Raw genomic sequence first — 20,351 nt, forward strand, 5'->3', positions numbered from 1 at the left:
CGAAATAGGGAACACACCGGACAAGAGGGTATGGCCATATTTATGGCTGGCATATCCCGGTTACTTCGGGCTTACCACTGAGCAACACGCAGAGTTGCTGGCGAGCCGGTAACCGTCCCGGAGTTGCAGGGCGCCAACGGGCGCCAAACAGAGTAAGGTAGTGTCGTGAAGCCCGGCTTCGCGGCCATCAAGCGGGCAGAGATTGCTGCCCCCATTGCGAGAACGAGTCATGAGTCAGCACTTTTACGTACACCCGGAAAACCCCCAGGCCCGTCTGATCAGCCAGGCGGTGCAGATCATCCAGAATGGCGGCGTCATCGTCTATCCCACCGATTCGGGTTATGCGCTGGGTTGCCAGATGGGTGACAAGGGGGCGCTGGAGCGCATCTGCCGCATCCGCCGCATCGATCCCAACCACGACTTCACCCTGGTGTGCCGCGATCTCTCCGAGATCTCCACCTACGCCAAGGTGGACAACAGTGCGTTTCGCCTGATCAAGAACAACACCCCCGGCCCCTACACCTTCATCTTCAAGGCCACCAAAGAGGTGCCGCGTCGCCTGATGAACGAGAAGAAGAAGAGCATCGGCATCCGGGTACCGGACAACAAGATTGCCCAGGCGCTGCTGGAGGCCCTCGGTGAGCCGCTGCTCTCCACCACCCTGATCCTGCCGGAATCTGACATGGCGGAGTTTGACCCGGAGGAGATCTTCGACAAGCTGGGCAAACAGCTGGATCTGGTGGTCAACGGCGGTTATCTGGGCGAGCAGCCCACTACCGTGGTGGACTTTTCCGACGATGAACCCGTGCTGCGTCGGCGTGGTGCCGGGGACCCGACTCCGTTTGAGTGATACTGCTGCTCCTGTACCGGTGACGACCACGCCCATGGCGGGCGAGAGGGTGGCGAACCCGGCGGGGGAAGCCATTCCCCCCCAGGCCGTCCCGTCTCCCATCGCCCGGGTGCTGGGGCAGCCCTATCACGAGCTGCCCCAGGACCTGTTCATCCCGCCCGATGCGCTGGAGGTGTTTCTCGATACCTTCGAGGGGCCGCTCGATCTCTTGCTCTACCTCATCCGGCGCCAGCAGCTCGACATCCTCAACCTGCCGATCCTGCAGATCACCGCCCAGTACATGGAGTACGTGGAGCTGATGCAGGGCCTCAATCTGGAGCTGGCGGCCGAATACCTGCTGATGGCGGCCTGGCTAGCGGAGATCAAATCCCGCATGCTGCTGCCCAAGGCGCCGGAGCTGGAGGATGAAGAGGAGGGGGAAGACCCCCGCGTCACCCTCATCCGCCGGCTGCAGGAGTACGAGCGCTACAAGGTGGGGGCTGAGCGGGTCAACGAGTTGCCGCGGCTGGAGCGGGAGATCTTTGTCGCCAGCGTCATGGCGCCGGATTTTGGCGGTCTCAAGCCATTGACGCCCGATGTTTCGCTGGTTGAGCTCGCCCTTTACATGCAAAGTGTGGTAAAACGCGCGACTCATTTTGAACATCACCAGATCCGCCGCGAGCAGATCCCGACCCGGGTGCGCATGGCGGAGATCCTCGCCATGCTCTCGCTGGGCCAGACCCTGCGCCTGGAGCAGGTGCTGCGCGCCGAAGAGGGGCGCATGGGGGTGTTGGTGACGTTTCTGGCGCTGCTGGAGCTCTGCAAGGAACAACTGATCTGGATCCTGCAGGCGGAACCCCTGGGGCCCATTCACTTTGCCCTGGCCGGCCAGCATGAGGAGAGCGAGCGTGGCGCTGCCCACTGAACGACTGCGGCCGATAATGCGAGGAGCGAACCATGGCGCTGCCGGCTGAACGACTCAAGACGCTGATCGAAGCGGCGCTGTTCGTCGCCGGGCGCCCGCTCAACGTCAGCGAGCTCAAGAGCAGCGTGCTGGCGGACTACCCGGTCACCAGCCGCTACGTGCAGCTGCTGCTGGCCGAGCTCAAACAGGATTACAGCGAGCGGGGGGTGGAGCTCAAGGAGGTCGCCTCCGGCTGGCGCTTTCAGGCCCGCCAGGAGTACGCCGAGGAGCTCTCGCGGCTCTGGAGCGAGCGGGCCCCGCGCTATTCGCGCGCCGTGATGGAGACGCTGACGTTGATCGCCTATCGTCAGCCCATCACCCGGGCCGAGATCGAAGCCATCCGTGGGGTGGCGGTCTCGAGCCAGATAGTGAATACCCTGAAAGAACGTGGCTGGGTGCGCAGCATAGGTCACAAGGAGGTGGTGGGTCGCCCGGAGCTGCTCGCCACCACCCGAGAATTTCTGGATTATTTTAATCTGCAGAGTCTGGAGCAGCTCCCCGAGCTTGATCCCGAACTGCAACCCTCGTTGTCCACTCTGACGTTGGCAGAGACGGGCAGCGATCAACAATCAGGTAACCCCGATGAGTGAAAAACTGCAAAAAGTGTTGGCCCGCGCGGGTCACGGCTCCCGTCGTGAGATGGAGGCCCTGATCACCGCAGGTCGGGTCAGTGTGGATGGCAAGGTCGCCACGCTGGGGGATCGCGTCGAAGTGAACGCCGTGATCCGGGTGGATGGTCACCAGGTCAAGACCCGCGGGGCAGAGGAAGTGATCTGCCGCGTGCTGGCTTACCACAAGCCGGAAGGGGAGATGTGTACCCGTCACGATCCGGAAGGTCGCCCCACCGTGTTTGATCGTCTGCCCAAGATGGAAGGGGCCCGCTGGATCGCGGTCGGCCGCCTCGACGTCAACACCTCAGGTCTCTTGCTGTTCACCACCGACGGGGAGCTGGCCAACCGGCTGATGCACCCGAGCCACGAAGTGGAGCGGGAATACGCGGTGCGCGTGTTTGGCGAGATCACCGAAGCCATGCTGCAGCGCCTGCGCAAGGGCGTGCAGTTGGAAGACGGCATGGCCAAGTTCAACAAGATCAAGCCGGCTGGCGGCGAGGGTCTGAACCAGTGGTTCAACGTTACCCTGACCGAGGGGCGCAACCGTGAAGTGCGCCGCCTGTGGGAGTCCCAGGAAGTACAGGTGAGCCGCCTGATGCGTATTCGCTACGGCGACGTCAAGCTGGATCGCGGCATCCCGCGCGGCGGCTGGCAGGAGCTCAAACTACCCGAGGTGAACTACCTGCGCGGCCTGGTCAACCTGCCGCCGGAGACCGAGTCCAAGGTCGATCTGCAGCAGGATGGCAAGGCCAGCCGCCACAAGCAGGCCGCCCAGATCCGTCGCGCCGTCAAGCGTCACAAGGAGATGCAGGGCAAGGAGCCGCGCGCCCGTGCCATTACCGCCCGTCGCAAGCCGCAAGCCTCGACCCGCAACTCCGGCACCGGCAGCAAGTAAGCGCCGCGTCGGCCGCCAGGTCGCACCATTCAAGGCCCGCCTCTTCGGCGGGCCTTTTCGTTGGCGCCTGCTGCGTCCGTTATTGTTCAATGTGCAGGATTGCTGAATTAATGGGGCCAGGCAGGCGGCTGGTGGGGGCCGGGATGGTTGCCCGGCGGGGGCGGGCTTGTTAGCCTTCCGGCACTGACACAGGAGATAATAATGAGCAAGGTACTTGATGAGCTGCTGGCGTTGCTGGCGCTCGAAAAAATCGAGGAGGGCCTGTTTCGGGGCCAGAGCCAGGATCTCGGTCTGCGGGCCGTGTTTGGTGGACAGGTAATGGGGCAGGCCTTGTCAGCCGCCAAGCAGACGGTGGCCAGCGATCGCCAGGTGCACAGCTTCCACTCCTACTTCCTGCGCCCCGGCGATGCCAACCGTCCCATCGTCTACGACGTGGAGAACATCCGCGACGGTCAAACCGTCTCCACCCGCCGGGTCAAGGCCATTCAGGGCGGCAAGCCCATCTTCTATCTCAACGCCTCCTTCCAGGTCGAGGCCGAGGGGTTTGAACACCAGATCGCCATGCCGGCGGGGATCACGCCCCCCGAGCAGCTCAAGAGCGAGCTGGAGCTGGTGCGCCCCTACGAGCAGCAGATCCCGCCCGCCCTGCGCGACAAGATCATGTGCGAGAAGCCCATCGAAATTCGCCCGGTGACCCTGGTCGACCCGATCCGCCCCGACGTGCACGAGCCGGTGCGCCACGTCTGGTTCAAGGCCAATGGCCAGATGCCGGACGATCAGCGGGTGCACAAATACCTGCTGGCCTACGCCTCCGACTTCCACTTCCTGTTCACCGCCCTGCAGCCCCACGGGGTGTCGTACTGGGAGCCGGACATGCAGGTGGCCACCATAGACCACTCCATGTGGTTCCACCGGGACTTCCGGCTGGACGACTGGCTGCTCTACGTGGTGGACAGCCCGAGCGCCAGCGCCGGTCGTGGCCTGGTGCGCGGCCAGTTCTTTACCCGCGATGGGGTGCTGGTGGCGAGCACGGCGCAGGAGGGGGTGATCCGCCGCCGGGGCAGTAACCCATGAGCAGGCAACATGGCCGAAGAGGAACGCCATGATAGTGTCTGACCTGCGCAGTTTTGCGCAGGTCAGACTTTGGGGCTTTACCCCGACTACCCAAACGGCAGAGGAGAAACATCATGATCATACCCATCCTGCGCAGCTTCGATGAAGGCAAGTTGCGCGCTTTCTACCTCGATTACCTGGGATTTCTCATCGACTGGGAACACAGGTTTGGCCCGGGTATGCCGCTCTACCTGCAGGTCTCACGGGGAGACTGGATCATCCACCTCTCCGAGCATCACGGGGATGCCTGCCCGGGGGCGGCCCTGCGGCTCTCGACCGACAAGCTCGATGCATTGCTGGCCGAGTGGCGGGCGAAGGGTTATGCCTATGCGAACCCCGCCATTGAGACCATGCCCTGGGGCTGCCGCGAGCTACAGGTCCGGGATCCCTTCGGTAACCGGCTGGTGTTTACCGAGCCGCTGCCGCCGGAAGAAAACGCCTAATAAAAAGACGGGAGCCGATGGCTCCCGTCTTTTTATCTGCTTGCACTATCAGGCCGCGTCTTGCTCGGCGCTGAGGGCTGTCTCGCCGCTCTGGGCGAAACGGTCGGCCCACAGGGCAATCACGCCATCGCCGGTGACGTTGCAGGCGGTGCCGAAGCTGTCCTGGGCCAGGTAGAGGGCGATCATCAGGGCGATGGAGGCCTCACCGAACCCCAGCATGGAGGTGAGCAGACCCAGTGCGGACATGACGCCACCACCCGGGGCACCCGGGGCGGCAATCATGATGACACCCAGCATCATGATGAAGGGCAGCATGGTGCCGATGCCCGGAATGGCCAGATGCTCGGAGAGGAACATCACGGCGGTGGCACAGGTCACCAGGGTGATGGTGGAGCCACACAGGTGAATGGTGGCGCACAGCGGCACGGTGAAGTTGGCGATGCCGGCGCTCACGCCGTTGTTCTTGCTGGCCTGCAGGGCGACCGGGATGGTGGCGGCGCTGGACATGGTGCCAAGGGCGGTGAAGTAGGCCGGCAGCATGTTCTTGATGAGCTGAGCCGGGGAGCGGCCCAGGGCCAGACCGGTGCCGATGAACAGCACGGAGAGCCAGAGCCAGTGCATGATGATGGCCATCACCAGCACTACGCCGAAGGTCTTCAGGGTGGCAAACACTGTTCCTTCCACCGTCATCTCGACGAAGACGCCGGCGATGTAGAACGGCAGCAGCGGGATGATCACCTTGGCCAGCAGGCGGTCGATAATGTCGCGGCCCTGATCGGCGACCCGGCGCAGATCGGTTGCCTGGGTGGCGCTGATGCCGATGCCGAACACGAAGGCGGCGGCCAATGCCGACATCACCCCGAACAGCGGCGGGATCTCCAGATTGATGTAGGAGGTGAGCTTGATGGCGCTCTCGGCGGTGGACTCGGCGGCGCTGGTCAGACGCGGGATCAGGTTGCTGGCCACGGTAAAGGCGAACAGGCCGGCCAGTATGGTGGAGCAGTAGGAGAGGGCGACCGTCTTGCCCAGCAGCTTGCCGGAGTTCTTCGGCAGGCTGGCGATGCCGCTCATGATGAAGAAGAGGATGATGAGCGGAATGGTGAAGGTGATCAGCTGACCTATGACTGTCTTGGCCGTAAACAGCACGCGTGCGACCCATTCAGGGGCGTAGAGACCGAGCAAGAGACCGGCGAGGATGCCGGCAACCAGTTTGAGGACAAGTTTCATAAGTAAATCCAGGTGTTAGTGTCTGATTTGTTATTTAATTTTGATTTTAATGCCGCTTTTTAACACAAAATCCGCATCATGTCTGTCGTAGGTGCGTTAATGTCGAGTTAAATATTGTTAAATGTGATCATGGTGGTGATAGCCACTGGCCAGGCGATCGCGAAGTGCTGCGGGTGATTAATTTGGTGCGGCCCTTCAGCTGCGAAGCAGCAGGGCGTGCAGCCAGCGGCCATCCGTCCGCTCGCTCTCCCAGCACTGCTGCAGTTGCAGCGGCAGCGGGGCGATGAGTCGGCGCAGCCCCTCCTCATCGAGTCGGGAGAGGCGATCTTCGGCTAAGGGAGAGGCGGCTTCAGGCGTGCCGTCGCTGGAGGCCGGCTGGCCACTGGGGTGGGGAAAGGCGCAGTAGAGCGGCCCGGCAGGCTTGAGCAGGCCAGCCAGGTGCGCCAGCGCCTCGCTGAGCTCGCTGGCCGCGAGCAGCGGCAATGCCCCGCGCGCCCAGATGCCGTCATAGGGCACCACGCTGCGCAGCTGATCGATGCGGCAGACCCGCACCGGCTGGCCGCTGCGCCGCGAGGCTACCCTGGCCTGTGCCAGGCGGGCATCGAAGGCCGTCACCACCAGCCCCTGCTGGCGAAAGAAGCAGAGATCGTCGCCTTCGCCGCAGCCCGCCTCCAGCAGATGGGCACCACAATGGAGCAAGGCCAGAAACTGCTGACGCGCGACTGACAGTGGGTCGGCTGAGGGGGTGGCAAGGGACATCGGCGGGCAATGGGGAGACGAACGGGACATGGCGGGCACTTTTTCGGGGACGCTACTCTGTTTCGGGGGCGTGACTATAGCAAATTTGAGCCAATTTGGCGCCGGGGCGCCAAAGGAAGGGGAGGAAACTGGAGAGTGTCTGCGCCGGCCAATGGACCCGTGCTGAGCGGCTGTGAGTCAGGTGCGGCGGGTGGCTGGGCCGCCGGACTGGGCGATCAGGGCGAACAGGTTGTCCAGCACAAAGTCGGCCTCCTGGCGCAAGTCGATGCGATCCGGGAAGTGCAGCCAGTTGATGATGTAGCCATCCAGGGTGCAGTGCAGCAGGGTGGCGGCCCGCTGCAGATCCAGCTCCTGCGGCAGCTGGCCGAGGCGCACCGCATTGCCCAGGGTGATCTCCAGATCCCGGAAGAAGTTGTTGGACTGGCTGCGCATGTGCTCGCGCAAGGAGATGGCTTCTCCCTCCAGCGACTCCAGGTTGAATAGTATGGTGAACATCTGCTGATGGGCGGGCTCGGTGCTTATCTTGATGATCACCCCCTTGAGGAAGCTGCGTAGCTTGCCGAGGGGGTCAGGCTCCTGTTCGGAGACGCAGGCATCGAGCTGGTGGGAGAGGGGCTGGCAGAGCTCCTCCCAGAGGGAGACGAACAGCTCTTCCTTGTTCTTGAAATGCCAGTAAATGGCGCCCCGGGTCAGCTCGGCGGCCCTGGCGATGTCGGTCAGGCTGGTCTTGGCCAGGCCTTGTGAGCAGAACAGATCCAGGGCCGTACTCATGATGTGGCAGCGGGTCTGCTGCGCCTCTTCTTTGGTTCTTCTGGCCATCTCTCTGCGCACCTTGTAAAAGTAAAAAAAGTCACTTACATACATTTATGAATGTATGTATATTGCCTCATCTTTCCAATTTTACCAACCGGGTCCTATAAACCCTGTGGTTTTTCATTGATAGACAGAGGCTCAGGTTTTTCATGCATAAACATATTCTCGCACGTTCAGTCGGCCTTGCGCTGCTGGCGAGCGGTCTGCTGACCGCTTGCGGCGAACAGGGCCCCGCCCAGCAAGGACCCGGTGCGATGCCGCCGGCCGCGGTGGATGTCGTCACCCTGCATACGGCGCCGTTGCAGCTCACCACCGAGCTGACCGGCCGCAGCGCCCCGCTGCGGGTCGCCGAGGTGCGCCCCCAGGTGAGCGGCATCATTCTCAAGCGCCTCTTTACCGAGGGCAGCGACGTCAAGGCCGGTCAATTGCTCTACCAGATCGACCCCGCCGTCTATCAGGCCGCCGTCGCCAGTGCCAAGGCCAACCTGGCCAAGGCGCAGGCCAACGAGCAGAGCGCCCGCCTCAAGGCCAAGCGCTATGCCGAGCTGGTGAAGGTGAAGGCCATCAGCAGCCAGGAGTATGACGACGCCGACGCAGCCTGGAAGCAGCAGCTGGCCGAAATCGGTGCCGCCAAGGCGGCGCTGCAGAGCGCCAACATCAACCTGGCCTACACCCGCATCACGGCCCCCATCAGCGGTCGCATCGGCAAGTCTGCGGTGACCGAGGGGGCGCTGGTGACGGCCCAGCAGGCCGACAGCCTCACTTCCATCCAGCAGCTCGATCCCATGTATGTGGACGTGCGCCAGTCTACCGCCGATCTGCTGCGCCTCAAGCGCCAGGTGGCGGCCGGCAAGCTGACCCAGGACGAGCAGAAAGGCGCCCGGGTGAGCTTCCAGCTGGAAGATGGCTCCACCTACGGTGAAGAGGGCTCGCTGCAGTTCTCCGATGTGACCGTGGATGAGACCACCGGCATGGTGACCCTGCGGGTGATCGTCCCCAACCCTCATCAGCTGCTGCTGCCGGGCATGTTCATGCGTGCCACCCTGCAGGAGGGCGAGCGCGCCGAAGGGCTGTTGGTGCCGCAGACCGCGGTGACCCGTACCCCGAAAGGCGGTGCCACCGTGATGGTGGTGACGGCGGACAACAAGGTGGAGCTGCGTGAAGTGCAGCTGGGCCGCATCGTCGGCAGTGACTGGGTGGTGGAATCCGGTCTCAAGGCGGGTGAGCGGGTTATCGTCGCCGGCCTGCAAAAGGTAAAACCCGGGGTTGTCGTGGCGCCGGCTGAACAGGGCGCCGCTGCGCCGTCTGCCCAGGTGCCGGCCAATGCCTCGGCCAACAAGTAGGATGGAGTAGTCGCCTCATGGCACGATTTTTCATAGACAGACCCATTTTCGCCTGGGTGATCGCCCTGGTGATCATGCTGGCGGGCAGCCTGGCCATCATAGGCCTGCCGGTTGCCCAGTATCCGAGCATTGCGCCGCCGGCGGTGGGCATCTCTGCCAGCTACCCGGGCGCCTCCGCCAAGACGGTGGAAGACTCGGTGACCCAGATCATCGAGCAGAACATGACCGGGCTGGATCACCTGCTCTACATGTCCTCCCAGTCGGACTCCTCCGGCCGGGTATCGGTCACCCTCACCTTCCAGCCGGGGACCGACCCTGACATCGCCCAGGTACAGGTGCAGAACAAGCTGCAGCAAGCCATGTCGCTGTTGCCGCAAGAAGTGCAGCAGCAGGGGATCCGGGTCCAGAAGACCTCCAGCAGCTTCCTGATGGTGGCGGCCTTCATCTCCAAAGATGGCGCCATGACCAACGATGACCTGGCCGACTATGTGGTGGCCAACATCAAGGAGCCGCTCAGTCGTCTGGACGGGGTAGGGGACATCACCTTGTTCGGCAGCCAGTATTCCATGCGGGTCTGGCTCGACCCCAACAAGCTCAACCGGGTGCAGATGACCCCGGGTGACGTACAGGCCGCCATCAAGGCGCAAAACACCCAGGTGGCCTTTGGCAAGCTGGGGGGCACCCCGGCGGTGACCGATCAGCAGTTCACCGCCACCATCATGGGGCAGACCCGACTCTCCACCGTGGCGCAGTTCAACGACATCCTGCTGCGGGTGAATCAGGATGGCTCCAAGGTGCGGCTCAAAGACGTGGCCCGGGTTGAGCTGGCCGGTGAAAGCTACGATGCCGAGGCGCTCTACAACGGGCAACCCACCGCGGCGGTGGCCATCAAGCTGGCGACCGGTGCCAACGCGCTGGATACCGCCGAGAAGGTGCGCAGCAAGCTGGGCGAGCTCTCCGCCTACTTCCCGGCCAACATGGAGATCGTTTACCCCTACGACACCACGCCGTTCGTGAAGATCTCCATCGAGGAGGTGGTACAGACCCTGGTGGAGGCGATCTTCCTGGTGTTCTGCGTGATGTATCTGTTCCTGCAGAACTTCCGCGCCACCCTGATCCCGACCATTGCGGTGCCCGTGGTGCTGCTCGGGACCTTCGGCGTCATGGCGGCGTTCGGCTTCTCCATCAACACCCTGACCATGTTCGGTCTGGTGCTGGCCATCGGTTTGCTGGTGGATGACGCCATCGTGGTAGTGGAGAACGTGGAGCGCCTGATGAGCGAGGAGGATCTCTCTCCGCTCGAGGCGACCCGCAAGTCGATGACCCAGATCACCGGCGCCCTGGTGGGGATCGCCCTGGTGCTCTCGGCGGTGTTCGTGCCGATGGCCTTCTTCGGCGGCTCCACCGGTGCTATCTATCGCCAGTTCTCCCTCACCATCGTCTCGGCCATGGTGCTGTCGGTGCTGGTGGCGCTGATCCTGACTCCGGCCCTGTGCGCCACCCTGCTCAAGCCCATCAAGCATGGCGAGTTCGGTGCCAAGCGCGGTTTCTTCGGCTGGTTCAACCGGGCCTTCGACGCCAGCGCCAACCGCTACCAGAGCGGCGTGCGCAAAGTGGTCAAGCAAGGGGTCCGCTACGGCATCATCTATGCGGCCATGCTGGCGGTACTGGCCATCCTGTTCATGCGCATGCCCACCTCCTTCCTGCCGGAAGAGGATCAGGGGGTCATCATGTCCATGGTGCAGCTGCCGGTCGGTGCCACCAAGCAGCGCACCGAGGTGGTGCTGGCGGACATGCGCGACTATTTCATGAAAAACGAGAAGGATAACGTCGACTCCGTGCTGACGGTGGCGGGCTTCAGCTTCGCCGGTAGCGGTCAGAACAGCGGCATGGCCTTCATCAAGCTGAAAGACTGGAAGGAGCGCAACACGCCGGATCGCAGCGCCAATGCCATCATCGGCCGCGCCATGGGCTACCTGTTCAGCATCAAGGAAGCCCAGGTGTTCGCCTTCAACCTGCCTCCGATCCCGGAGCTCGGGACGGCCACCGGCTTTGACTTCTATCTGCAGGATCGGGCCGGCGTGGGCCACGACAAGCTGATGGCGGCGCGCAACCAGCTGCTCGGCATGGCGGCGCAGGATCCCAACCTGGTGCGGGTGCGCCCGAACGGGATGGAAGATACTCCCCAGCTCGACATCAAGATCGACTACGAGAAGGCGCTGGCGCAGGGTCTCTCCATCAGCGACATCAACAGCACGCTCTCCAGTGCCTGGGGCTCTGCCTATGTGAACGACTTTGTCGACAGAGGCCGGGTCAAGAAGGTGTATCTGCAGGCGGATGCCCCTTTCCGGATGAACCCGGAAGATCTCAAGCTCTGGTACGTGCGCAACAGCGCCGGTCAGATGGTGCCCTTCTCCGCCTTTGCCAGCACAGACTGGAGCTTCGGCTCGCCACGGCTGGAACGTTACAACGGCGTGCCGGCGATGGAGATCGTCGGGGAAGCGGCACCGGGCAAGAGTACCGGTGACGCCATGGCCGCCATCGAGCAGATGGTGAAGCAGCTGCCGGAAGGCATCGGCATCGAGTGGACCGGTCTCTCCTATCAGGAGCGGCAGGCGGGCTCCCAGGCGCCGGCCCTCTACGCCATCTCCCTGCTGGTGGTGTTCCTCTGTCTGGCCGCCCTCTACGAGAGCTGGAGCATTCCGTTCTCGGTGATGTTGGTGGTGCCGCTCGGGGTGTTGGGGGCCATTGTGGCTGCTACCCTGCGGGGGCTGGAGAACGACGTCTACTTCCAGGTGGGCTTGCTCACCACCATAGGGCTGTCGGCCAAGAACGCGATCCTCATCGTCGAATTTGCCAAAGAGCTTTATGACAGGGGTATGGGGCTGAGCGAAGCCGTGGTGGAGGCGGCGCGCCTGCGTCTGCGTCCGATCCTGATGACCTCGCTCGCCTTCATCCTCGGCGTATTGCCGCTGGTGATCAGTACCGGCGCCGGCGCCAGCAGCCGCAACGCCATCGGTACCGGCGTGATGGGGGGGATGATCAGTGCCACCGTGCTGGCCATCTTCTTTGTGCCGCTGTTCTTCGTGCTGGTGATGCGCTATTTCACCAAACACAGCACCAAGCAAGCGCGTCTGGCCCATGCCGAGGAGATCAAACATGACTAAGACCCTGATCACCTTGAGCGTGACTCTGCTGCTGGGGGGCTGTTCCATGGCCCCCGATTACCAGCGCCCCGAGCTGCCACAAGGCGCCACCTGGCAGAGCAACCAGACGGGGGAGGCGGCCGTCTCCTCCTGGCGCCAGCAGTTCCTCGATCCCGCCCTGCAGCAGTTGATCGCCACGGCCCTCGAGAACAACCGGGATCTGCGTATCGCGGCCCTCAACGTGGAGGCCTACGAGGCCAGATACCGGATCCAGCGGGCGGCACAGCTGCCGACCCTGGCTGCCAATGGCTCGGGTACCCGCCAGCAGGGATCGGACGATCTCAGCAGCACGGGGCAGGGCACCATCAGCAGCCAGTACGGCGCCAACATCGGCATCACCGCCTACGAGCTGGACCTGTTCGGCCGGATCCAGAGCCTCAAAGATCAGGCGCTGGAGACCTATCTGGCGCAAATCGAGACCCAGCGCAGCACCCAGATCGCCCTGGTAGCCTCGGTGGCCAACGCCTATCTCACCCTGCTGGCGGATCAGGAGTTGCTCGCGCTGAGCGAGGCGACCCTGGCCACCGAGCAGGAGAGCTATGGTCTGACCGAGCACAAGTACCGGCTGGGGGCCGCCTCCGAGATGGAGCTGGCCCAGGGCCGTACCGCGCTGGAGAGCGCCAAGGTGAGCCTGGCCCAGTACCAACGGCAGGTGAAGCAGGATCGCAACGGCCTGGCGTTGCTGCTCGGGACCAGTGTTCCCGCACTGATGACCGAGCCGGCGACCCTGGCCGAGGTGCAGCTGGCGGCGATCCCGGTGGGTGCCCCCTCCAGCCTGCTGCAACAGCGCCCGGACATCCTGGCGGCCGAGCACAGCCTGAAAGCGGCCAATGCCAATATCGGCGCCGCCCGTGCGGCCTTCTTCCCGACCATCTCGCTGACCGCGACGGCGGGCACCGCCAGCAACCAGTTGAGCGGGTTGTTTGACGGTGGCACCGGTACCTGGACCTTCATGCCGCAGATCAACCTGCCGATCTTTGACGGTGGCAAGCGCATTGCGGATCTGGATGTGGCCGAGGTAAGCACCAAGCAGGCGGTGGCGAGCTACGAGAAGAGCATCCAGACCGCCTTCAAGGAAGTGGCGGATACGCTCGGCGCCCAGGCTGACTATCAGCAGCAATTGCAGGCCCAGCAGGAGTTGGTGAAGGCGAGTCAGACCTACTTCAAGCTGGCGGAGGTACGCTACGAGAAGGGGGTGGACAGTTATCTTACCCGGCTCGATGCCCAGCGTTCGCTGTTCAGCGCCAAACAAGGGCTGATCACTACCCATCTGGCGCAGCTCAGCAACCAGATCGCGCTCTACAAGGCCGTCGGCGGTGGCTGGCAAGCTGCCGATGGCGAGGGTGGCAAAGGAAAAAGCTGACAGTAGCCACACTTTCCTCCTTGCGTTATCTTACCGTCACAGGGCGAACCATCAGGTTCGCCCTGTTTGTTTGCTGCAAAAACATATACATATGAAGCTCAAGTGACATAATACGTCGTGCAGACAGAGTTGTGATCGGTATCAGACTCTGGTGGAAGAGCTGAATTTTTACGTGTGCGGCGGGGGGCAATTGTAAGAAAGTGTTACGTGTCTCCATCCGGATTGGCAAAAAGTGGCGGTCTTGTGAGCGCGCTCCGTACTAATGCGTCGCTTGTCACTATTTTTACTTTTGAATCCGGCTGGCAACGACCTTTTTGGCCTCAAAAGAGGCTTTGTTGGCGGTTGGCAGATCATCTTCTTCTGCTGGAAGAGCAGAAAACCGCTACGGGAGAGGGCGTAAATCGCTTACTTTAAGAAGGGTTGTTATGGCTGTTCAAGCGGCCAGGAAAGGCGCTAAAATCCGGACTTTGCCCTTGGGGCATGGCAACGATTGACGGCGGTTTTTTTGTAAACTGGCATGTTCAATGTGCAAGAGAAATCGCACTTTTGTCATCAGGGAGCGGTGACAGAATTTTCCCAAGCTGGAGGGCACTATGGCCAACAGCACACACAATCCGGTCAAAAGCAGCAATCTGGGGGCTGTAACCCAGGGGCGGTAGCTATTGTCTTTTTCGTGGTTGGTGTCAGAAATCCGCCATTTGAGCGAGCATTTTCACCACTATGAACAATGGTAACTGGTTCAAAAAGAACCGAATTTCTATTACTTTTCAAGAGCATAACTATGAAGATTCTTGTCACTGGTGGCGCAGGCTTTATCGGCTCGGCGGTTGTTCGTCATATCATTCGGGATACCAACGATTCAGTTATCAACCTCGATAAACTCACCTATGCGGGCAACCTGGAATCCTTGGCCAGTGTCGCAAACAGTGAACGTTATGCCTTTGAGCAGGTGGATATCTGCAACCGCGCCGAACTGGATCGGGTGTTTGCCCAGCATCAACCGGACGCCGTGATGCACCTGGCGGCCGAGAGCCACGTCGATCGCTCCATCACAGGCCCTGCCGACTTCATCGAGACCAATATTGTCGGCACCTACATGCTGCTGGAGGCGGCTCGCGCCTACTGGAACGGTCTGGACGAGGTACGCAAGGCGGCCTTCCGCTTCCACCACATCTCCACCGACGAGGTATATGGCGACCTGCCCCATCCGGATGAAGTGGGCCCCGGTGTGGCACTGCCGCTCTTTACCGAAACCACCCCCTATGCCCCCAGCAGCCCCTATTCTGCCTCCAAGGCCTCCAGTGACCATCTGGTGCGTGCCTGGCGCCGTACTTACGGCCTGCCGACCATCGTCACCAACTGCTCCAACAACTACGGCCCGTTCCACTTCCCCGAGAAGCTGATCCCGCTGGTCATCCTCAATGCGCTGGATGGCAAGCCGCTGCCTGTCTATGGCAAGGGCGACCAGATCCGTGACTGGCTCTATGTGGAAGATCACGCCCGCGCGCTTTACACCGTGGTCACCACAGGTGTGATCGGCGAGACCTACAACATCGGCGGTCATAACGAGAAGCAGAACCTGGACGTCGTTCATACCATCTGCGATCTGCTTGACGAGATGGTACCCAAGGCCGGCTCCTACCGCGACCAAATCACCTACGTGGCCGACCGCCCCGGTCACGATCGCCGCTATGCCATCGATGCCAGCAAGATGAGCGCCGAGCTCGCCTGGCAACCGCAAGAGACCTTTGAATCAGGTATCCGCAAGACAGTGCAGTGGTATCTGGATAACCAGCAGTGGGTCAACAATGTCAAGAACGGGTCCTATCAATCCTGGATCGATCAGCAGTACGGGGAGAAGAAGTAATGAAAGGCATTATTCTGGCAGGTGGTTCAGGCTCTCGTCTTCACCCCATCACGCGTGGCATTTCCAAGCAACTGCTGCCGATTTATGACAAGCCGATGATTTACTATCCCCTCTCGGTGCTCATGTTGGCAGGCATCAAGGATATCTTGATCATCACGACGCCCGAGGATTCGGAAAGTTTCCAGCGCCTGCTTGGCAACGGTGAGCAGTTCGGCATCAATCTGCAATACACGGTTCAACCGTCACCGGATGGACTGGCCCAGGCCTTTATTCTGGGTGAGGAGTTCATTGGCCAGGACAGCGTCTGCCTGGTGCTTGGCGACAATATCTTTTTTGGTCAGGCCTTCGGCAAGCAGTTGCAAAAAGCGATAGCCAATCAGGAAGGTGCTACCGTCTTCGGTTACAAGGTCATGGATCCCGAGCGCTTTGGCGTCGTTGAATTTGATGAAGAATTCCGTGCCAAGTCCATTGAGGAAAAACCGGTAAAACCGAAATCGAACTGGGCTGTCACCGGTTTGTATTTCTATGACAACTCCGTCATCGAGATCGCCAAGAGCATCAAACCATCCGAGCGTGGTGAGCTCGAAATCACCAGCGTCAACCAGGCATATCTGGATCGTGGTCAGCTGAAGGTAGAACAGCTGGGCCGTGGCTTCGCATGGCTTGATACCGGTACCCATGACTCTCTGATTGAAGCTTCTCAGTTCGTGCAAACCGTTGAAAAACGTCAGGGATTCAAGATCGCATGTCTTGAAGAGATTGCGCTTAACAATGGCTGGTTGAGCCGTGACCAGATCAAGGCTATTGGCAATAGTATGGCAAAAACAGGTTATGGAAAATATTTGTTGAGTCTGATCAAATAAGAGATATCGACATGAATGTAATCAAAACAAAAATTGCAGATCTGCTGATTATTGAGCCGAAAGTATTTGGCGATGAACGTGGTTTCTTTTATGAAACCTACCAGGAAGCGCGTTACAAGGCTGCCGGAATCACGCCGGATTTTGTCCAGGACAACCGTTCTCGTTCTACACAAAATGTACTGCGTGGTCTGCATTTCCAGAAAACCAAGCCACAGGGAAAACTGGTCACAGTGACCCAAGGCCGTGTATTTGATGTTGCCGTCGATTTGAGGCCAGACTCTCCTACTTTTGGTCAGCATGAATCTGTCTTGCTGACGGGAGAAAACAAGATCCAGTTTTACATTCCGCCTGGATTTGCCCATGGCTTCTGCGTGCTGAGTGAAACTGCCGATTTCCAATACAAATGTACCGATTACTATGATCCTACCGATGAGAGCGGTTTGTTGTGGAATGATCCCGCGTTGGGGATCGAGTGGCCGTTGACGGCGCCGCTGTTGTCACCTAAAGACAGTGTTCAGCCAACGCTGGCCCAGATCCGCGACAACCTGGTGAATGGGTGGTGAGCATGAAACGTTACACAGTGTTTGGTGGGCGGGGTTTTATCGGCAGCGAGATCGTCAGCATGCTGGAAGCTGCTGGCCAGAATGTCTGGGTTCCGCCGCGCGACGATGAAAGTGTATTCGACACCGATCTGGGGACGGTGATCTACAGTGCGGGACAGGGTGACTGCAAGAATGCTCCACTGGGCGTGTTTGATGCCAATTGTCGTTTGCTGGCCGATCTGTTGGCACGAGGCAAGTTTGAGCGTCTCCTTTATGTCTCTTCCACCCGTGTATACATGAACCAGGACACGGCAGTAGAAGGAGATGACCTGAAGGTATGTTCCGATGATCAGCGCCGGTTGTTCAACCTGACCAAACTGGTATCAGAAGAACTGTGCTTGAAGAGTGGCCGTGACATCACCATCGTCAGACCTAGCAATGTCTATGGTGTTGCGCTACACAGTCCGCTCTTCTTGCCGGCAATCACCCGTAATGCAATCAATCACGGCAAGGTCGATATGTATATTGACCAGGATTATGCAAAAGATTACGTTTCGGTAACGGATGTTGCCCGTGCTTGTATAACCCTGGCCACTCATCCTGATAGTGTGGGTCAAATCATCAATATCGCTGCGGGATATAATATTACGGCTAAGCAAATAGCGGATGTCTTGCATAAATTCACCGCATGTGAAATCGTGTGGCATAACATTGCTTTCCCGAATGAAAATTTCCCTCAGACAGCTATTCGTAAGATCATCTCTCTTATCCCTGATTATCAACCAAGGAATGTACTCGAAGACATTGAGTTGATGATAGCGGAATTTAAAACTCATTTGGCAGCACACTGATGAGTGGATTTAATCGACTGCTGAAGAACTCAGTGGCCAATATAATAAATGGTTTTTCAAATGTAATATTGGGGATAGTTATATCCCCTTTTATATTGGCCAATCTTTCATTGGAGCAATTTTCTGTTTGGTCTCTTATCCTACAATCAGGAATTTTTATTAGTTTGCTTGGTTTTGGTAGCCAAATTGCAGTTGGAAGATATACCTCTTTAGCTAAATTCACGAAAAATGAGTCAGAATTTGAAGCAGTAATGTCAAATGCATTAGTGCTTTCTCTTGTTAGTTTATTTCTATCTTTTATTACTATAGCTGTAGTGGTAAGCAATTTTAGTTTTTTTATGCCACAGCTTGTACATGGTAATGAAGGTGAATATAAACTATCATTTATAATCGTCTGTCTCTCATTCTCTTTTGGTCTTATTTCTTCAGTATTCTCCGGCTATTTTACTGGAATCGAAAGGAATGACATATTAGCCTTGGTTAACCTTACTTCTAGAGTTTTTCTTGGAATAATAGTAGTTATTTCATCCAAGTATGGTTTGTTACCTATGGCTATTACATACCTCTTGGTTAACATTTTATCATACGCTGTTATTTTCTTATGCTTTAAGAGGAAGGAACGTAAAAGGGTAAGCCTAAGAATAAGCTCAGGAATGAGGTCATTACTATCATTTTGTGGCGGTTTAGCTATATGGAATATGGCCCAGTATTTTATATCCGGTACTGGTGGGTTCATAGTTGGCAAGTATGATGTGTCTAACCTTGCCTACTATATGCTGGCTCTAACTATGATTAATGCAATTGTTGGGGTGATTGGTGCTTTAATAAACCCAATAATTCAGCCAATAGTGAAACTCAACTCTCTACAGAGAAAGGATGATGTCGACAAGTTAGTAATTACTCTTTCATTTTTGTTCGGATTGTTTATCATTGTTGGTGTTAACATATCTCATTATATATCTGAATTTGTACTTTCTATATGGATAGGTATAGATAAAGCAGAACAAACAAATATAATTTTCAATTACTTGCTCGTGGCATTTGCGATAAGGATGGTCATATCGCCGTATGGAATGAAGATGGTCTCTGAAGGTAGGCAATTGAGTATATCTCACTACCCATTAGCAGAAGGTGTTCTAAATTTTTTCCTATCTATATATTTCGTAAGCAAGTATGGAGCCTTAGGTATTGCATATGCCACAACTTGTGCAGCACTGGTATTGATGCTGGCTTACATATATAGATATACATTAGACTGTAATTTGGATAAAAAGTATATTCTAGTGTCAATCTCTTTCTTTATTCTTCCATTGGCTGCTGTAATTAATGTTTCTTTCCTAGAGAGTTCCAAGTTATACTCCAATGTACAAACGGTAATGATTATACAGTTACTAGTATTAATTCCTGTTGCTATATTTATTATCCGGGGAATAAAAAATGTTAAGCGGCTTGTTAACAGCATTTAAGAAAAGTATTAGTAAAAGAAAAATAATAATAAAGTCATCCTTTTATAAGGTGCGAAATAGTACATCAAGATTCTCTGATAAGACGATACTTTTCCGTATGGCCCATGTTAGCCACTCCGATATAGGAAGGTATACATATATAGCCGGTTATGCAAATATAAATAACTGTACGATAGGATCCTTTTGTTCTATTGCTGATGGCGTGAGGGTTGGAGTTGGGGTACACCCTCTGAACTTGATATCCACTCATCCTGCATTGTATTCCGTAAAAACTATTTTTCCATATAAATTAATAGATGAAGCAATCATTAATTCATTACCAAGTCACGAAGAGTCCAAGCGAATTAATATTGGTAATGACGTTTGGATAGGGACTGATTCTATTATTTTAGATGGTGTTAATATTGGTGATGGTGCCGTCATCGCCGCAGGTTCTGTTGTAACAAAAGATGTACCTCCTTTTGCTGTCGTTGGTGGGGTTCCTGCCCGTGTAATTAAATACAGAACCATTCCTGACATGATAGATGGTAAGCCATGGTGGGAGTTACAAGATGCTGAATTGTCTTGTTATCTAAATAAAATATATAAAGATAATCAAAAGGAATGATTGTGTACGAATTTTACTTTAGAGTATGTAGGAAAATTAAGGGTATTCTGAGTTTTTATATTTATTGTTTTTGCTTTAAGAAAATTGGTCGAAAATCTACAATATACAAGCCAGACATGCTTCAAGGGATGAAGTTTATCAGTATCGGTGAGCGGACCCATTTTCAACAGGGTTTGTGGATTTTAGCGTTAAGAACTGATAGTAATATAAATCCTAATATAAATATTGGTAATGATGTATATGTTGGAAGATATGCACATATAGTGTCTATAAAAAATGTAAACATATGTAATAATGTATTAATTGCAGATAAAGTATACATATCTGATAATATTCATCAATATCATGACACTAGCAAGCCGATCAAAGATCAGCCGATATTGTGCAAAGGGTCTGTTACCATTAATGAAGGTGCATGGTTGGGTGAAAATGTCTGTGTAATTGGGGCATCAGTCGGTAAGAATTCAGTGGTTGCCGCAAACTCTGTTGTCACCAAAGATGTACCTGACTATACCGTTGTGGCTGGTGCTCCTGCGAAAGTAATAAAGAAATTCAATTTTGACAGCCAAAGCTGGGAGTCTGTATAAAT

At 57.2% G+C, this 20,351-nt stretch carries 19 protein-coding genes; 16 read left to right on the forward strand and 3 right to left on the reverse strand.

All coding sequences use genetic code 11. The features are described 5' to 3' along the window. Nucleotides 1–229 precede the first annotated feature (229 nt). The 6 genes from ACB031_RS07570 to ACB031_RS07595 all read left to right on the forward strand — a co-directional run bounded on the left by ACB031_RS07570 (nucleotide 230) and on the right by ACB031_RS07595 (nucleotide 4,855). Nucleotides 230–850 (forward strand): L-threonylcarbamoyladenylate synthase, encoded by a 621-nt coding sequence (locus tag ACB031_RS07570; RefSeq protein WP_005302891.1) that lies wholly within the window; start codon nucleotides 230–232, stop codon nucleotides 848–850. After that, the gene (locus tag ACB031_RS07575; RefSeq protein WP_371139310.1) at nucleotides 798–1,754 is read left to right on the forward strand and encodes a ScpA family protein; all 957 of its coding nucleotides are present in this window, start codon (nucleotides 798–800) and stop codon (nucleotides 1,752–1,754) included. Before ACB031_RS07570 ends, ACB031_RS07575 begins: the two co-directional genes overlap by 53 nt. Before the next feature lie 32 nt (nucleotides 1,755–1,786). Beyond that, nucleotides 1,787–2,383, forward strand: a complete 597-nt coding sequence (scpB, locus tag ACB031_RS07580) for an SMC-Scp complex subunit ScpB (RefSeq protein ID WP_017780785.1) — start codon at nucleotides 1,787–1,789, stop codon at nucleotides 2,381–2,383. Further along, the gene (gene rluB, locus ACB031_RS07585) at nucleotides 2,376–3,299 is read left to right on the forward strand and encodes a 23S rRNA pseudouridine(2605) synthase RluB (protein ID WP_371139311.1); all 924 of its coding nucleotides are present in this window, start codon (nucleotides 2,376–2,378) and stop codon (nucleotides 3,297–3,299) included. The genes scpB and rluB overlap by 8 nt, the downstream gene beginning before the upstream one ends. Nucleotides 3,300–3,500: 201 nt before the next feature. Continuing rightward, entirely contained in the window at nucleotides 3,501–4,373 is an 873-nt protein-coding gene (gene tesB / locus ACB031_RS07590) for an acyl-CoA thioesterase II (RefSeq protein WP_017780784.1), read from the forward strand. A gap of 113 nt (nucleotides 4,374–4,486) precedes the next feature. Further along, on the forward strand, nucleotides 4,487–4,855 hold the full coding sequence (locus tag ACB031_RS07595; protein WP_043169768.1) for a glyoxalase superfamily protein: 369 nt from the start codon (nucleotides 4,487–4,489) through the stop codon (nucleotides 4,853–4,855). 48 nt (nucleotides 4,856–4,903) lie between these two features. Here the strand turns inward: ACB031_RS07595 and ACB031_RS07600 are convergent, their stop codons facing one another. The 3 genes from ACB031_RS07600 to ACB031_RS07610 all read right to left on the reverse strand — a co-directional run bounded on the left by ACB031_RS07600 (nucleotide 4,904) and on the right by ACB031_RS07610 (nucleotide 7,660). Further along, a complete protein-coding gene (locus tag ACB031_RS07600; protein WP_019840023.1) occupies nucleotides 4,904–6,082 on the reverse strand; it encodes a dicarboxylate/amino acid:cation symporter in 1,179 nt (392 codons plus the stop codon). Nucleotides 6,083–6,277: 195 nt separating this feature from the next. Continuing rightward, on the reverse strand, nucleotides 6,278–6,781 hold the full coding sequence (locus ACB031_RS07605) for a class I SAM-dependent methyltransferase (RefSeq protein ID WP_371139404.1): 504 nt from the start codon (nucleotides 6,779–6,781) through the stop codon (nucleotides 6,278–6,280). Between the two features lie 237 nt (nucleotides 6,782–7,018). Next, nucleotides 7,019–7,660, reverse strand: coding sequence for a TetR family transcriptional regulator (locus ACB031_RS07610; RefSeq protein ID WP_029305789.1), 642 nt, complete (start codon nucleotides 7,658–7,660; stop codon nucleotides 7,019–7,021). A gap of 143 nt (nucleotides 7,661–7,803) precedes the next feature. Between ACB031_RS07610 and ACB031_RS07615 the strand changes: the two genes are divergently transcribed. From ACB031_RS07615 to ACB031_RS07660, 10 genes are all read left to right on the forward strand, one after another. Further along, a complete protein-coding gene (locus tag ACB031_RS07615) occupies nucleotides 7,804–8,997 on the forward strand; it encodes an efflux RND transporter periplasmic adaptor subunit (RefSeq protein WP_371139312.1) in 1,194 nt (397 codons plus the stop codon). Between the two features lie 17 nt (nucleotides 8,998–9,014). After that, on the forward strand, nucleotides 9,015–12,164 hold the full coding sequence (locus ACB031_RS07620) for an efflux RND transporter permease subunit (protein WP_017780780.1): 3,150 nt from the start codon (nucleotides 9,015–9,017) through the stop codon (nucleotides 12,162–12,164). Further along, nucleotides 12,157–13,566, forward strand: coding sequence for an efflux transporter outer membrane subunit (locus ACB031_RS07625; RefSeq protein WP_017780779.1), 1,410 nt, complete (start codon nucleotides 12,157–12,159; stop codon nucleotides 13,564–13,566). Before ACB031_RS07620 ends, ACB031_RS07625 begins: the two co-directional genes overlap by 8 nt. Before the next feature lie 781 nt (nucleotides 13,567–14,347). Further along, nucleotides 14,348–15,433 carry a dTDP-glucose 4,6-dehydratase gene (rfbB, locus tag ACB031_RS07630; protein ID WP_017780778.1) on the forward strand — a complete coding sequence of 362 codons (1,086 nt, stop codon included), beginning with the start codon at nucleotides 14,348–14,350 and terminating at the stop codon, nucleotides 15,431–15,433. Continuing rightward, nucleotides 15,433–16,296, forward strand: a complete 864-nt coding sequence (gene rfbA / locus ACB031_RS07635) for a glucose-1-phosphate thymidylyltransferase RfbA (protein ID WP_010633428.1) — start codon at nucleotides 15,433–15,435, stop codon at nucleotides 16,294–16,296. Before rfbB ends, rfbA begins: the two co-directional genes overlap by 1 nt. A gap of 11 nt (nucleotides 16,297–16,307) precedes the next feature. Beyond that, nucleotides 16,308–16,859 carry a dTDP-4-dehydrorhamnose 3,5-epimerase gene (rfbC, locus tag ACB031_RS07640; RefSeq protein WP_017765653.1) on the forward strand — a complete coding sequence of 184 codons (552 nt, stop codon included), beginning with the start codon at nucleotides 16,308–16,310 and terminating at the stop codon, nucleotides 16,857–16,859. Between the two features lie 2 nt (nucleotides 16,860–16,861). After that, nucleotides 16,862–17,689, forward strand: coding sequence for an NAD(P)-dependent oxidoreductase (locus tag ACB031_RS07645; protein WP_010633430.1), 828 nt, complete (start codon nucleotides 16,862–16,864; stop codon nucleotides 17,687–17,689). Continuing rightward, on the forward strand, nucleotides 17,689–19,155 hold the full coding sequence (locus ACB031_RS07650; RefSeq protein WP_241032877.1) for a hypothetical protein: 1,467 nt from the start codon (nucleotides 17,689–17,691) through the stop codon (nucleotides 19,153–19,155). Before ACB031_RS07645 ends, ACB031_RS07650 begins: the two co-directional genes overlap by 1 nt. Continuing rightward, nucleotides 19,127–19,762 carry a CatB-related O-acetyltransferase gene (locus tag ACB031_RS07655; protein WP_324002353.1) on the forward strand — a complete coding sequence of 212 codons (636 nt, stop codon included), beginning with the start codon at nucleotides 19,127–19,129 and terminating at the stop codon, nucleotides 19,760–19,762. Before ACB031_RS07650 ends, ACB031_RS07655 begins: the two co-directional genes overlap by 29 nt. After that, the gene (locus ACB031_RS07660; protein ID WP_277988296.1) at nucleotides 19,759–20,349 is read left to right on the forward strand and encodes an acyltransferase; all 591 of its coding nucleotides are present in this window, start codon (nucleotides 19,759–19,761) and stop codon (nucleotides 20,347–20,349) included. The genes ACB031_RS07655 and ACB031_RS07660 overlap by 4 nt, the downstream gene beginning before the upstream one ends. Nucleotides 20,350–20,351 lie beyond the last annotated feature (2 nt).

Source organism: Aeromonas sp. S8(2024), from assembly GCF_041403085.1.
Taxonomy (GTDB): Bacteria; Pseudomonadota; Gammaproteobacteria; order Enterobacterales; family Aeromonadaceae; genus Aeromonas; species Aeromonas dhakensis.

Excerpts from the sequence above, each read along its gene's own strand:
- rfbA (WP_010633428.1), top strand. The coding sequence starts at position 15,433 with ATGAAAGGCATTATTCTGGCAGGTGGTTCAGGCTCTCGTCTTCACCCC.
- ACB031_RS07570 (WP_005302891.1), top strand. The coding sequence starts at position 230 with ATGAGTCAGCACTTTTACGTACACCCGGAAAACCCCCAGGCCCGTCTG.
- scpB (WP_017780785.1), top strand. The coding sequence starts at position 1,787 with ATGGCGCTGCCGGCTGAACGACTCAAGACGCTGATCGAAGCGGCGCTG.
- tesB (WP_017780784.1), top strand. The coding sequence starts at position 3,501 with ATGAGCAAGGTACTTGATGAGCTGCTGGCGTTGCTGGCGCTCGAAAAA.
- rluB (WP_371139311.1), top strand. The coding sequence starts at position 2,376 with ATGAGTGAAAAACTGCAAAAAGTGTTGGCCCGCGCGGGTCACGGCTCC.
- ACB031_RS07600 (WP_019840023.1), bottom strand. The coding sequence starts at position 6,082 with ATGAAACTTGTCCTCAAACTGGTTGCCGGCATCCTCGCCGGTCTCTTG.
- ACB031_RS07620 (WP_017780780.1), top strand. The coding sequence starts at position 9,015 with ATGGCACGATTTTTCATAGACAGACCCATTTTCGCCTGGGTGATCGCC.
- ACB031_RS07575 (WP_371139310.1), top strand. The coding sequence starts at position 798 with ATGAACCCGTGCTGCGTCGGCGTGGTGCCGGGGACCCGACTCCGTTTG.
- ACB031_RS07595 (WP_043169768.1), top strand. The coding sequence starts at position 4,487 with ATGATCATACCCATCCTGCGCAGCTTCGATGAAGGCAAGTTGCGCGCT.
- ACB031_RS07625 (WP_017780779.1), top strand. The coding sequence starts at position 12,157 with ATGACTAAGACCCTGATCACCTTGAGCGTGACTCTGCTGCTGGGGGGC.
- rfbC (WP_017765653.1), top strand. The coding sequence starts at position 16,308 with ATGAATGTAATCAAAACAAAAATTGCAGATCTGCTGATTATTGAGCCG.
- ACB031_RS07650 (WP_241032877.1), top strand. The coding sequence starts at position 17,689 with ATGAGTGGATTTAATCGACTGCTGAAGAACTCAGTGGCCAATATAATA.
- ACB031_RS07610 (WP_029305789.1), bottom strand. The coding sequence starts at position 7,660 with ATGGCCAGAAGAACCAAAGAAGAGGCGCAGCAGACCCGCTGCCACATC.
- rfbB (WP_017780778.1), top strand. The coding sequence starts at position 14,348 with ATGAAGATTCTTGTCACTGGTGGCGCAGGCTTTATCGGCTCGGCGGTT.
- ACB031_RS07645 (WP_010633430.1), top strand. The coding sequence starts at position 16,862 with ATGAAACGTTACACAGTGTTTGGTGGGCGGGGTTTTATCGGCAGCGAG.
- ACB031_RS07660 (WP_277988296.1), top strand. The coding sequence starts at position 19,759 with ATGATTGTGTACGAATTTTACTTTAGAGTATGTAGGAAAATTAAGGGT.
- ACB031_RS07655 (WP_324002353.1), top strand. The coding sequence starts at position 19,127 with ATGTTAAGCGGCTTGTTAACAGCATTTAAGAAAAGTATTAGTAAAAGA.
- ACB031_RS07615 (WP_371139312.1), top strand. The coding sequence starts at position 7,804 with ATGCATAAACATATTCTCGCACGTTCAGTCGGCCTTGCGCTGCTGGCG.